Here is a 12,908-nt window from a genome sequence, read left to right on the forward strand (position 1 = left end):
GAGCAGCCGGGAGATGCAGCGCATGCATGATCGCGTCGAGGGCAGTCCGTCGCACCGAAGCCCTGTCTCGAGCCGCCGCCGGCGTGCGCCGGCGGTGCGCCTCCTCGGGACGCTCGCCGTGCTGCTCGCCGCCGGGGTGGTGGCCGGCATGGGCTGCGGCCAGGAGCCGCCCCCTCCCGCCGTCGCGGCGCCGCCCCTGGGCGCGCAGGCGAACGACGACGCGTGCGCGTGCAGCGGCGGCGTTTATTACAACGGCCAGGCGATCCCGATCGAGGACACCCGGTGTGACAGCTTCGTGTGCGGGCGCGACCTCATCGCCTATCACTGCGTCGACCTCGGCGCGAACGACAACTGGCGCAGCTTCCCGGGGAACAGGTGCGGTGATCTCTCCTGTCGTGACGCAGGGACCTTCTGCGGCGCGGACGTCGTGAACGGCGAGCCCGCGGCCCTGTACCAGTGCGCGGGCGCAGGGCAGATCCCGCTCGAGTGGACGATCTGCGAGGGGGGCTGCCGCGGCAGGGCGTGCACCGACGCCGCGACGAGCGAGTGCCCGTGCGAGGTACCGCCCGTCGCCGGCGGCGAGCACATCCCGCGCACCTGCGGGCAACGCGTGTGTTTCCCGACCGGCGCTGGCAGCGACGGGGTGAAGATGGTGTGCACGGCGGACGGGTGGCAGAGCCTGGGGCTCTCGTGCACGCAGCGCGCGGGCACCTGCAGCGCCTGCCGCGGGGTGCAGGACAGCTTCGACAACGAGGTCACCACGACCGCGTGCGGCGAGACGATCTGCGGCCTCGGGCACGGCAACCGCAGCGAATGGATCTGCGGAGAAGCGGGGTGGCTCGACCTCAATCGCCCGTGCGAGCCGGGCAAGCCGGAGGAGGAGGACGCGGAGTTCGGCCGCTGCCCGGAGCAGTTCCAGGACAAGGACGGGAAATGGAAGTCGGTCGAGCAAGGCCAGACCTTCTGCGGTGATCAGGTCTTTCGCAGCCCCTGGAACAACGACCTGGCGCGGAGCTTCGGCGAGCCCTCGATCCACATCAAGGGGAAGGCGACGCAGCTCTTCGCCTGCCCCGGGCCGGGCGCCCGCCCTGTGCCTTACCGGGACTGCTCCGCGCTCGGCGGCACCGGGGAGTGCAAGACCGTGCGGGAGCTGCCGGCGATGCACTACCACGAGGTCACCGGCGCGCAGCCCCAGGACGACGCCAAGACGATCCGCGACTGGGACCGCTGCGACGAGGCGTGCCCCACGGTCACCGACGCGGTGTACACGAGGGTGGGGCCGGACGACAACGGCTTCTGCCGCCATCTGTTCTGCGGTCAACACGGGATCACCGGCCGCGTCGGGACCTTGTACCAGTGCGCCTACGACAATTGGACGTACTGTCCGCCGTCGGCGGAGTCCACGCGCGCCGTCGTGGGCCGTCCGGTGCCCTACGAGCAGTGCTCCGCGGCGTGCATGCCGCGCGACGCCAAGGGGCATCACGACGTGTGCGATTCCTCCGTGGATCCTCAGGAGCCGTTCGGGATCCCGGATCCGGCGCCCGAGTCGAGCCCGTCGTCGCGCTGCGACGCCATCCGCGATTACCAGGACAAAGTGGTCCCTCCGGCGTCGCGGCGGCGGGGCGCGAGCGTCTGCGGCCGCGGCGGGCAGGTGTTCGAGTGCCGCGATCGGCAGCTCTACCGCCCCGACGGCTGGCACGCCACGGGGATCTCGTGCGGCACCGCGTGCGGGATCTGCGGCCCGGATCCGTACGGGGTCCAGAGCTCGTTCTGCAGATCGATCACGGAGTTCTTCGGCAACACGTGCAGCGACATCACCGCCGAACCGGAGGCGATCCTGTGCAACAACAGCGATGACGTCCTCCTGAACGACCCTGCCTACTGCGGCCACAACCCTGGCCTGCACGCCGCGGGTGACCCGTCGATGCTCTACACCTGCAAGGCGTATTGCGAGCGCGAGGACGGCGCGACGACGCGCTTGGTGCCGTGCGAGGGGCGCGAGGGCGACGGCCGGAACGGGCGAGAGAGGACGCGGGTCTACCAATTCGATCACGCGACCTACTGCCCGATGGGGTGCATGATCAACGAGCGGGTGAACGACGCGTGCATCGCGCCCACGGGGAAGCTCCAGTTCCCGTTCCCCGACCACAAGATGATCCAGAACATAGGCCACAAGCCGGACTGGAATGAGGGCCGGCACCTCGGCGAGGACATCGGCAAGGCGAGCGGCCGGACGGAGGGCACCTACGTCTTCCCGATCGCCCCTGGCAAGCTCCTCCGGGCGGGCATCAACTGCTCGCAGTACCTCGGCATCGCGCTCGTCGAGCACCGCTTCAAGGAGAACGGCGAGGAGAAGCGGTTCTGCTCCTTCTACGGGCACCTCGACGTGGATGAGCTGGCGATGACCCTCGTGGGACAGGACATCGGCACCGACACGCCGCTCGGGAAGATCGCCTATTGGGACGACATCCCGAGGCAACACAACCTCTATTGCGACAACAAGTGGACGGAGTGCCCGGCGGAGGACAGCTTCCCCTGCGATCCAGGCAATTCGCACCTGCACTACACGGTGCTGTCCCACGCCGAGTGCGCGCGCTTCGACGACGGGGGCGGCGCGCCGCCCGGGTACGACGAGTGCAACACCGCGTCGGCGGTCGGGTACCTCGACACGGAGACGCGGATCGAGTCCTATACCGCGCTCGACGGGACCTGCACGATCCCCATCTCGAGCCCCTACGGATACATCTCCCCGGAGTGGTTCGTGACCTCTCGCCACCACTGATGCGCGGCCAGCGGCGGCGCCCAGAGCGGGGAGGCGTCCTCGGCTTGACCGACGCCTCGCGCCGGCAGGCGCGCAGCGTCAGGCGGAGCTGGGCGGGAGCGGCATCACGCACTCCACGAAATAGCGCAGGATGTCCTGCGGGGTGATGATCCCGACGAGGCGCCCCTCGCGCACCACCGGCAGATGGTGGATCCGGTTCGCGCGCAGCAGGGTCATCACCTCGTCCGTGGGCATGAACTCGTCCACGCAGATGGGCGGGGTGCTCATCACGTCCGCGGCCGTCATGCCCGCGTACTCCTTGCGCAGGAGCACGCCCAGGAGATCCGTCTCGCTGACGAACCCGACGATGTGGTGCCCCCCGTCGATGACCGGCGCGCCGCTCAGGTGATGGTTGGCGAACAGCTGCAGCATGTCGGCGACCGGCGTGCCCTGCTCCAAAGCGATAACGCGCTCGGTCATCAGATTGCGCGCATGGCCCTTCATGGTCCGGGCATGTAATGATCAACACGCAGCGACGTCAAGGGCGTCAACGCACCGCGCCGAGCAGCCCGTCCAGCCGCCGGCCTTCCGCAACGCCCCCGCCCAACGCCCTCCGTCGCGCGACCGCTGCGGACGGCCGAGGGGCGATCGCACCGGCCGGCTCAGCCGACCTCGGCGCCCCCTGCCGACCGCCGCGGCGGCCTACGGGCACGCCGGGGGAGCTCAGGAGGTCGACGGCGGGCCCGGGAGGCGCAGGCCCAGGACGTCGTCTCCGCTCGGATGGATCGAGCCCGCCGTGCGCCTCCCGGCGAGGAGGTTGGCTGTCAGCGACAGGCCATCCTGTCGCCACCATCGCACTTCGACCGCACCCCATCGCTCCTCCGTCCCCGGTGCCAGCATCGCTGTCCATGATGCCTTGGACAGAGCAGGAGTCTCGCGCCGACAGCGTCGACAGAGCGATCGCGCCGCGACACAAAAAAAGAGATCATTGCGTGCGCGTCGGTCTTTGCCCAGCGGGGTATCAGTGACATCTTTCCATTTGTCTCTGAAGCGGAGATGGCCCCATCGGCCGCTCCGACTCGTGGGCTTCTTCGCGGCTCGTGCATCTGAACAAGATCACGCACCGGTGTTCGATGCGCGTACCCCTTGGCCCGCGCCTCGGCGCCGGTCGTTTCGGGAGCTCGTGGGCCATGCGCTCATGGGCATCCCAGGGGGGCGTTATCCATGGAGCATTCGCCGAAGCTAGCTGCACTCCTCCTGGCCATCGCGGCGCTCTTCGCGAGCGCGTGCGCGGTGGCGCTCGATCCGGACGCTCCGGCCGAGGACGCCGGGGACGCAGCTTCCAACGCCGCCCAGACGGCGAACGCGCTCACGTCGAACGCGCTCACGTCGAACGCGCTCACGTCGAACGCGCTCACGTCGAAGGCGCTGACGTCGAACGCGCTCAGGGCCGAGGCGCTCTCGGGCAACCCGCGCACGGCCGACGCGCTCCGCGACCCGGCCGCGCGCACCCTGCTGAAGTACGTCGCGGGCTGCGCGCTGCCCGCGGGTGAAGGCTTCACCGTCGCCGTGGACGGCGACGAGTTCTCCTTTCCAGGGGAGCTCGGCCTCGCGGCGAGCTGGGGCGAGGAGGGCGGCGCCTGCGACGAAGCGTGCCGGTCCTGGGTCAGCGGCTGCGTCCTCGCGCGCGTCAATTACCTCGGGCACAAGGTGAACATCTCCGTCCGCGGAGATCGCGAGGAGCTCCGGGCCGACAAGGTCGAGCGCTCGGCCTATCCGAGGCGCGAGGCCACGTACTACGGCGACATCTTCGCGCCGCTGCCTCGCTACAACGCGTGCCTCCCCCCCGAGGCTTCGTCGCTCGCGCGCGCCTGCGGGCCCTCGCTCGAGACGTGCGCGATCAAGGTCGCCGGCTCGTGCGACAGCCTGTGCGACGAGCCGAACAGCGACGGAAGCTTCCCGAACTGCCGCGGCAAGGTCCGCAACAGCTCGGGCAAGCTCATCGTCGAGAAGACGCCCAACCCCGGCTCGGTCACCGTGTTCCTTCGCTGACGTGGGCCACGCGGAGATCATCGCGGGGCGCTTCGTCGTCGAGGGCGAGGCCGCCTCCGGAGGGATGGGCACCGTCTACAAGGCGTACGACCGCCTCGGCGGCGCGGCGGTCGCCCTCAAGATCGTCCGGCTGAGGAACGAGATCCAGATCGAGCGGTTCGAGCGGGAGGCCGCCCTCCTCGCCGCGCTCGTCCACCCGGGCATCGTGCGCTACGTCGCGCACGGCAGCACCCCGGAAGGCGATCGCTACCTCGCCATGGAGTGGCTCGACGGCGAGGACCTCGCCGCGCGCCTCGCGCGCGGCGTCCTGCCGGCGAGCGAGGGGCTCTTGCTCGTGCGCCGGGCCGCCGACGCCCTCGCGTTCGCGCACGCGCGCGGCATCGTCCACCGCGACATCAAGCCGAGCAACCTCTTCCTCCCGGGCGGGGACGCCGGGCGGGTGAAGCTCGTCGACTTCGGCATCGCGCGGCCCAGCAGCGACGCGGGGCGCGTCACCGTCACCGGAGGCGTCCTCGGCACGCCGGGGTACATGGCCCCGGAGCAGGTCGAGGCGCACAGCGTGCCCGACCCGCGCAGCGACGTGTTCTCCCTCGGGTGCGTCCTCTTCGAGTGCCTCGCCGGCCAGCCCGCCTTCGCGAGCGCGAGCCCCATGGCGGCGCTCAGCAGGGTGCTGCTGATGAGCCCGCCCCGCCTCCGCGACGTGCGCTCGGACGCGCCGGCGCCGCTCGACGAGCTCGTCGCGCGCATGCTCTCCAGGCAGCCCGGCGACCGCCCGCGCGACGGCGCCGAGGTCGCGGCCGAGCTCGACCGGATCGCCGCCATGCGGGGCGGGTGGACCGCGCCGCCCGACGCGCCGACGCTCGCGGGCGGCGCGGAGCCCGACGCGCCGGCCCACGGCCTCGGCCCGCGCGACCGCGCCGCCCTCACGCTGGGCGAGCAGCGCGTCGTGAGCCTCGTCCTCCTCGGCGAGCCCGACCACGGCGCAGCCCGGGCGCCGCAGGCCCAGGAGGCCCCTGGCGAGCCGCCGCCCGCCTCGCGCAGGTCGCAGCTGCCGCCCGGATCGAGCAGGCTACAGCCGTCGACGTCGAGCGCCCGGGCCGCGGAGATCCGCTCGCTCGTCGAGCTCCACGGCGGCAGGCTCACGCAGCTCGTCCCGGGCGTGGAGATCGTCATGATGTCCGGCCCTGGCAGCGCCGTGGATCGCGCCGAGCGCGCCGCCCAGTGCGCGCTCGCCCTCCGCACCGAGCTCCCGGCCGCACCGCTCTGCGTCATCACGGGGCGGGGCGTCTTCTCCGCGGGCCTCGCCGAGGGCGACGTGATCGACCGCGGCCTCGCCGAGCTCCGCGTGGCGCTCGATGAGCGCGAGGTGCGCGCGGTGCGCATCGACGGCGCGACCGCCGACATGCTCGGCCCGCGCTTCATCGTCGCGCACGCCGCGCCCTCGGCGCCGGGCGGGCCGCTCTTCCTTTACGGCGAGCGCGCCGTGGACGAGATCGCCCCCGCCTTGCTCGGGAAGCGCACCCCGTGCGTCGGCCGCGCCCGCGAGCTCTCGATGCTCCACGGCGTGCTCGCCGGCTGCATCTCCGAGTCGCTCGCGAGCGCGGTGCTCGTCCTCGGGCCGCCCGGCGCCGGCAAGTCCCGGCTCCGCCTGGAGCTCTTCGCCGCCCTGCGGCAGCGGGACGAGCCGATCGAGATCCTCTGGGGCCGCGCCGACTCGGGCTCTCCCGGCTCGCCCTTCGGCATGATCGCGGACGTGCTCTGCCGGGCCGCCGGCCTCCGCGCGCGCGACCCGGCGTGGGCGCGCCAGCGCAAGCTGAAGCAGCGGCTCGGGCGTCACCTGGGCGGCCCGGCGCTCGATCGCGCGGCGGCGTTCCTCGGCGAGATCAGCGGCGCGCCGTCGCCGGAGCACGCCCGCATGGTGCGGGCGGCGCGCCAGAGCGCCACCGGCATGAGCGACGGCGTGGGGGCCGCCTGGGAGGACTGGCTCGCCGCCGAGTGCGCCGCGCGCCCGGTGCTCCTCGCGCTCGAGGACCTCCACTGGGGCGACGCCGCCACCGTGCGCCTGCTCGACGCGACGCTGCGGAACCTCCGCGAGCTCCCGCTCATCCTGCTCGCGCTCGCGCGCCCGGACGTCCACCGGCTGTTCCCGAGCCTGTGGGCCGAGCGCGAGGTGCAGACGATCAAGCTCGGCCCGCTGCCGCGCCGCGCGAGCGCGGAGCTCGTGCGCGCCGCGCTCGGCGAGCCCGTGCCCGAGGGCGTTGTCGCGCGCCTCGTCGAGCGCGCCGGCGGCAACCCGTTCTACCTGGAAGAGCTCATCCGCGCGGTCGCGAGCGGCAAGGAGGAGCACCTGCCCGACTCGGTGCTCGGCACGGTGGAGGCGCGGCTCGACGCCGAGGGCAACGAGGGCAAGCGCGTGCTCCGGGCGGCCAGCATCTTCGGCGATCGCTTCTCGAAGCGCGGCGTCGCGGCGCTGCTCGGCGGCGAGGAGCGCCTCGCCGACGTGGAGGCCTGGCTGACGGCGCTCGCCGACCGCGAGCTCGTCGCGCCGGCCTCGGCGTCGGCGGGCCTCGCCGACGCCGCCGACTACGTCTTCCGCCACACGCTCGTCCGCGAGGCGGCGTACGCCATGCTGACCGAGCGCGACCGCGCCCTCGGCCACCGGCTCGCGGGCGCGTGGCTCGAGCGGAGCGCCTCCGCCGATCCGCGGGGCGTGGCCGAGCACTTCCGCCGCGGCGGAGAGCCGGGCCGCGCGGTGCGCTGGTACCGCCGCGCGGCCGAGCAGTCGCTCGAGGCGAACGACCTGCGCGCCGCGATCGAGCGCGCCGCGTGCGGCGAGGCCTGCGGCGCCGAGGGCGAGGATCTCGGCGCGCTCCGCCTGGTCGCGGCCGAGGTCAACGTCTGGACGGGCGACCTCGCGGCGGCCGAGGAGCTGGGCGCGTCCGCGGCCGAGCTGCTCCCCGCCGGCTGCGCCGGGTGGTTCCGGGCGGTCACCCAGATCGCCGCCGCGGCCGGGAAGCTCGGCGCGGTCGACCGCGTCGCGCGGTGGGCCGCCGTCGCCGAGGGGATGTCCGCGGCGCCGCCCTCCTTCGCGTCCTCGGCGCCTCCCACGTTCGCGTCCTCGGCGCCTCCCACCGTTGCGTCCGCGGCGCCGCCCTCCGCTGCGCACTTCGCGCCCGCGGCGCCGGCATCCGCGGCCTCCGCGGCGCTGTCCTCCGGCGCGGCCGCGCTGCGCCGCGCCCGGATCGCGTGCTTCTGCGAGTGCGGCGCGCAGCTCGTCTTCGGCGGCCGCTACGCCGAGGCCGACGCGCTGCTCGCGCGCATCGACGAGGATCTCCGCGCGCATCCGCCGCCGGACGCCGAGCTCGTCGCGATGGCGCAGCAGCTCCGCGCGATCCGCGCCTCGGCCGGCGGCGATCCCGAGGCGTGCCTCGAGGGCCTGGAGGCGGCGCTCGCGGCCTTCGAGCAGGCCGGGGACAGGCGCAGCGCGTGCGTCATCGGCGCGAACCTCGGCTTCATCTACGCCGAGCTCGGCGAGCTCGGGGCGGCCGAGTCCGTCCTGCGCGCCGCCCTGGAGGCCGCCGACCGGATGGGGCTGCGCGAGCTCGAGACGGTCGCGCTGCACAACCTCGGCCACGCGCTCGGGCTGCTCGGCAAGCTCGACGAGGCGCAGCTCGTCGAGCGGCGCGCGGTGGAGGCGTTCCAGCAGCGGGGCGACCTCCGCATGGAGGGCGTGGCGCGGACCTACCTCGCGAAGATCGCGCTCCTCTCCGGCGACGCCGCGACCGCCGAGCGGGAGGCGCGCGCGGCCGAGGCGGCGCTGCACGTGGCCCCCCGGCTGCGCGCGGCCGCCGTGGCGGTGCGCGCGCGGGCGCTGCTCGCCGCGGGCGAGGTCGCGGCGGCGCTCGGCGCGGCGCGGGCGGCGTTCGGCGAGCTCGCGGCGCTCGGATCCCTGGAAGAAGGCGAGTCGCTCGTGCGGCTCGCCTACGCCGAGGCGCTCGCGGCGTCCGGCGCCCACGGCGAGGCGTCGGCGGTGCTCTCGGAGGCCAGGGAGCTCCTGCTCGCGCGGGCGCGGCGGATCGCGGACCCGCGGCGGCGCGAGCGGTTCCTGACGGCGGTGCCCGAGAACGCGAGCATCGTCCGCGGCGCGCGCGGTGCGACGGCGACCTAGCCGCCCCGAGGGCTCGCGCCCTCCGCCTCGCCCGTCCGCGTGCCCCCGGGCCTCGCCGCGACATGGGCGGCTCTGCGCTCCCGTGCTGATGCCCTGTCGCGCCGCCTGGACCGACGTGACCCGTGAAGGGGAGGACACCGGCCTTCCGATTGTCCAGGATACGCGAGGTGCTTGTCGCGCTGAGAGCCTGTGAGTTCTGCTTGATTCGAATTAAACAAATACTCTATCAGAGGTGACAGGTGATCAGACGAGCTCATTCCTCCAGCATGCGCGCTGCGCGACCCACCGCCGTCACACCCGCTCGAAATCAGAGAGTCGAGAGAAAACGATGGGCCGGGCGCCGGACGTGGATTGACGCATTGCGGTGCACGGCGGGAGCTGTCGTGGTGCTGCTCTCGCCAGGATGCGTCGCGTCGATGGACGAGCCGGCGGACGTGGAGCGCGCCGAGGTCGGCGAGGCCGCGCTGGCGATGAAGAGCTATGCGCAGACGCGGTATCCGATCGTGCTCTGTCACGGGATGGCCGGCTTCAAGGCGATGTTCGGGGTGATCGACTACTTCGGCGGCATCGCGTCGGCGCTGCGCTCCGGCGGAGCGGAGGTGTATGCCGCCGAGGTCCCCCAGTTCGACAGCACCGAGGCGCGGGGGGAGGCGTTGCTCGCGCAGGTCGAGGATATCGTCGCGCGCACCGGGAGCGGGAAGGTCAACCTGGTCGGGCACAGCCATGGCGGGCTCGACGCCCGGTATGTCGCCGCGGTGCGGCCGGATCTCATTGCGTCGGTGACCACCATCGGGTCTCCGCATCAGGGGGCCGAGCTCGCCAGTTTCCTCCAGGAGAACCTGCGAGAGGGCGGGCTCGCGGAGGGGGCGCTCTCGCTCCTCGCCAACGGCCTCGGCGCGGTGCTCAGCCTGCTCAGCGGGCACACGGCGCCTCAGGACGCGATCGCCGCCGTCAGATCGCTGTCCGCCGCCGGGATGCGCGAGTTCAACGCGCGTTACCCCGCCGGGCTGCCCGACGGCCGGTGCGGGCAGGGCCCCGCCGAGGAGGGCGGCGTGCGCTTCTTCTCGTGGTCGGGGACAGCGGTCGTCACGAGCCTCATCGATCCGACGGACCTGACGCTCAAGCTCATCTCCACCCTGTATTCGGAGTCGAACGACGGGATGGTGGGCAGGTGCAGCTCCCATTTCGGGGAGGTGGTCCGCGACGACTATGCGATGAACCACCTCGACGAGGTCAATCAGATCTTCGGGTTTATCAACCTGTCTGGCCCGAACCCGAAGTCCGTGTTCCGGTCGCACGCGAGCCGGCTGAAGGCCGTCGGCCTCTGACCTCCTGGAGGGCTCTTCGTGGCGCGTCGTGGCAGGACCGCTCTCTTCGTGGCCATGGCGCTCGTCGCGACGGTCGGCGTGGGGCGCCTCCTCTCGGGGGAGCGGACACGGCCGGCGGCGCCCTCGGTCCGATCGAACGGGATCGCGCGCCCCGCTCGGAAGGAGGCGCTGCCCGCGCTGTCGGTGGCGCCGGCCCCCACGCGCGTCCGGCAGGCGCTGTCGGTATCGCCGCGGCCCCCTGCGGCGCCGCGCCCGCCGGCGAGCGCCGCGCCGCCCTCGCTCCGCGGCACCGACGTCGACGGCGCGGTGACCGTCGACGAGCGCGGCGATCTGGTCGTCGGCCCGGAGCTGCTCGGTCTGTTCGACTACTTCCTGAGCGCCACCGGCGAGGAGCCGGCGCCGGCGATCCGGGCCCGCGTCGTCGCGGCGATCCGGGAGCGGGCGACGGGGCGCGGAGCGGAGCAGGCGATCGCGCTGTTCGACCGGTACCTCGGCTACCGCGAGGCGGCCGGCGCGGCGCGCGTCGCGCAGGAGGCCGATCCGGCGGCGCGCCTCGCCGCGCTGCGCGCGATCCGGCGCGCATGGTTCGGCGAGGCGGCCGCGGCGCGGCTGTTCGGCGACGAAGAGCGGGAGATCGAGGCAGCGATCGAGGAGTCCCGCATCCTCGCGGACGAGGCCCTGTCGCCGGAGGAGCGCGACGCGCGGATCGCGGAGGTCGAGGCGGCGCTGCCGGAGGCCGTCCGCGAGGCGCGGGAGGCGGCGACGCGCCCGCTCGCGCAGCAGGCCGAGGAGCAGGCGCTCCGGGACGCGGGCGCGTCCGACGAGGAGCTGCGCGAGCACCGGGTCGCGACCGTGGGCCCCGAGGCCGCGGACCGGCTCGCGGAGCTCGACCGGCGGCGGGCGGCCTGGCAGCAGCGGCTCGACGCGTTCGCCGGCGCGCGCGCGGACATCGAGGCGACGGTGGCCGATCCCGACGCGCGGCGCGCCGAGGAGGAGGCGCTGCTCGAGAGCTCGTTCACGCCCGAGGAGCGGCTGCGCGTGCGGGCGATCCTCAACCTCGCGCCTCCCGCGGTGACGGGAGCGCCTACAGCGATCCGCTGATCGAGAGCCCGAGCCCGCCGGGGGTGACGAGCGGGGCCGCGCCCACCTGGAGGACCTGGCCGCGCTGCAGCGGCACGCGCACCTGCGGGGGCATGGCGATGCCGCCGAGCAGCATCCCAAGGCCGACGGCTTGCCCGGCGCCGAGGAGGGAGAGGCCGACCGCGCTGGCCGCCGTCGGCCGCCCCGTGCCGAGGTGAATCCACGGACCCGCGAGGGGGATCAGCAGCGAGGCGGGGTTGGCCGAGGTGCGTTCTTGGCGCCGGAGGATGAAGCAGGCGCCCTGGGAGCACTGCGGCACCAGCCGGATCCGCACCTCCGGCTGCGCGAGGGAGAGCGCGGCGCCGCGGACGGCCGACGCGACCCAGAAGCCGCCCAGGGTCGACGCGCCCGCGATGATCCAGCGCGCCCTCCGCGGGTTCGCGACGTAGGTGGCGGTCGCGACCCGCTGCGGGGCGCGCTGCGTGATGGTCGCGGTCTGCTGCGGCGGCGCGACACGACCCTGCGCCGGGGCCTGAGGGGAGATGGCCTGAGTCGGGTCAGCAGCGGAAGCGCTGGAGATGCCGAGACAGAGGCCGATCCCGAGAAGCCCGGCGAGCCCCTGGACGACGCCTTTCCCCCTTGTTGACCTACCGCTGGTTCTCCCTGTCTTCGAAGTCCACATGCGCCCCTCCCGGTGCCATCGACGCACCTGCGCTGGAGAGAGCAAGCCACGGGCCTCCTCCGGGAGATGCCTTTCGCCCCCGTCGCTCGATCGCCCGGGATCCGGGGCAGGGAGGTGCAGTGAGCACAGAGGGCAAGGAGCGCACAGCGATCCTCTGCGATCCCCTCGGAGTCCTCGGCGCCGCTGCGATTCCGCTTCATGGAGAGGAGATGCCGAGTCCCGCGTCCCGGGAAGACGCCGCAGACGAGGAGATCCTCCGGTAGCGGCGCCGGCTCACGGGCGAGCCCGCGCTCACCGCAGGATCAGGCACGTCGTGGTGGCGTGGGCGTAGAGGGTGCCGTCGGCGTCGCGCAGCGTCCCGTCGGCGGTGGCGTGGCGCTTGCCGAGGTGGACGACCCGGCCCTCGGCGATGAGCTCGGGCCCGCCGGCGCGCGGGGCCTTCACGAAGCTGACCTGGAGCGAGACGGTCGAGTAGCCGACCCCCGCCTCCAGGGACGCGTGCACGGCGCAGCCCATCGCGGAGTCGAGCATCGTGCTCAGATAACCGCCGTGGACCATCGCGATCGGATTCTGGTGCTGCTCGCCGGGAGATCCGGTGATGACGACCCGGCCAGCCTCCACCGCCGCGACCCGCAGCCCGAGGAAGCTCGCGATCGGCGCCATCGGCAGCTCGCCGTTCATCATGGCCGTGAGGTAGGCGAGGCCGGACATCGATCTCACCTTCTCCACCGCCGGCGCAGGATCTTGCCACGTCACCACCAGCTGTCGTTCCTGATTCGTCGTCATGATTCCCTCTCTCCGTGTTCCTGAATCTGACGTTTGTAACGTCTGTGACGT

8 protein-coding genes are annotated in these 12,908 nt (G+C 73.3%); 5 read left to right on the forward strand and 3 right to left on the reverse strand.

Annotated features, from left to right (window positions below):
- Window positions 1-13 precede the first annotated feature (13 nt).
- Window positions 14-2,782 (forward strand): hypothetical protein, encoded by a 2,769-nt coding sequence (locus WMF11_RS19455; RefSeq protein ID WP_437978521.1) that lies wholly within the window; start codon window positions 14-16, stop codon window positions 2,780-2,782.
- Window positions 2,783-2,860: 78 nt separating this feature from the next.
- Here WMF11_RS19455 and WMF11_RS19460 read toward each other — a convergent pair whose 3' ends face one another.
- Complete coding sequence (locus tag WMF11_RS19460; protein ID WP_437909872.1) at window positions 2,861-3,241, reverse strand: CBS domain-containing protein; 381 nt, start codon at window positions 3,239-3,241, stop codon at window positions 2,861-2,863.
- Window positions 3,242-3,985: 744 nt separating this feature from the next.
- Between WMF11_RS19460 and WMF11_RS19465 the strand changes: the two genes are divergently transcribed.
- The 4 genes from WMF11_RS19465 (at window position 3,986) to WMF11_RS19480 (ending at window position 11,410) form a co-directional block, all read left to right on the forward strand.
- Window positions 3,986-4,813, forward strand: a complete 828-nt coding sequence (locus WMF11_RS19465) for a hypothetical protein (RefSeq protein WP_437553690.1) — start codon at window positions 3,986-3,988, stop codon at window positions 4,811-4,813.
- A 1-nt stretch (window position 4,814) separates the two neighbouring features.
- Window positions 4,815-8,981 carry a serine/threonine-protein kinase gene (locus WMF11_RS19470; RefSeq protein WP_437978522.1) on the forward strand — a complete coding sequence of 1,389 codons (4,167 nt, stop codon included), beginning with the start codon at window positions 4,815-4,817 and terminating at the stop codon, window positions 8,979-8,981.
- 416 nt (window positions 8,982-9,397) lie between these two features.
- The gene (locus tag WMF11_RS19475) at window positions 9,398-10,309 is read left to right on the forward strand and encodes an esterase/lipase family protein (RefSeq protein ID WP_437909874.1); all 912 of its coding nucleotides are present in this window, start codon (window positions 9,398-9,400) and stop codon (window positions 10,307-10,309) included.
- Between the two features lie 18 nt (window positions 10,310-10,327).
- Window positions 10,328-11,410 (forward strand): lipase secretion chaperone, encoded by a 1,083-nt coding sequence (locus WMF11_RS19480; protein WP_437978523.1) that lies wholly within the window; start codon window positions 10,328-10,330, stop codon window positions 11,408-11,410.
- Here the strand turns inward: WMF11_RS19480 and WMF11_RS19485 are convergent.
- Both WMF11_RS19485 and WMF11_RS19490 read right to left on the reverse strand, forming a co-directional pair.
- Window positions 11,394-12,071 carry a hypothetical protein gene (locus WMF11_RS19485; protein WP_437978524.1) on the reverse strand — a complete coding sequence of 226 codons (678 nt, stop codon included), beginning with the start codon at window positions 12,069-12,071 and terminating at the stop codon, window positions 11,394-11,396. The genes WMF11_RS19480 and WMF11_RS19485 overlap by 17 nt on opposite strands.
- A gap of 291 nt (window positions 12,072-12,362) precedes the next feature.
- Window positions 12,363-12,857: a PaaI family thioesterase gene (locus tag WMF11_RS19490; protein WP_437553700.1), complete on the reverse strand. Its 495-nt coding sequence runs from the start codon at window positions 12,855-12,857 to the stop codon at window positions 12,363-12,365.
- Window positions 12,858-12,908 lie beyond the last annotated feature (51 nt).

It is taken from the genome of Sorangium sp. So ce295 (genome assembly GCF_051527405.1).
Lineage (GTDB): Bacteria > Myxococcota_A > Polyangia > Polyangiales > Polyangiaceae > Sorangium > Sorangium cellulosum_B.

Excerpts from the sequence above, each read along its gene's own strand:
- WMF11_RS19455 (WP_437978521.1), top strand. The coding sequence starts at position 14 with ATGCAGCGCATGCATGATCGCGTCGAGGGCAGTCCGTCGCACCGAAGC.
- WMF11_RS19460 (WP_437909872.1), bottom strand. The coding sequence starts at position 3,241 with ATGACCGAGCGCGTTATCGCTTTGGAGCAGGGCACGCCGGTCGCCGAC.
- WMF11_RS19465 (WP_437553690.1), top strand. The coding sequence starts at position 3,986 with ATGGAGCATTCGCCGAAGCTAGCTGCACTCCTCCTGGCCATCGCGGCG.
- WMF11_RS19475 (WP_437909874.1), top strand. The coding sequence starts at position 9,398 with ATGGACGAGCCGGCGGACGTGGAGCGCGCCGAGGTCGGCGAGGCCGCG.
- WMF11_RS19485 (WP_437978524.1), bottom strand. The coding sequence starts at position 12,071 with ATGTGGACTTCGAAGACAGGGAGAACCAGCGGTAGGTCAACAAGGGGG.
- WMF11_RS19490 (WP_437553700.1), bottom strand. The coding sequence starts at position 12,857 with ATGACGACGAATCAGGAACGACAGCTGGTGGTGACGTGGCAAGATCCT.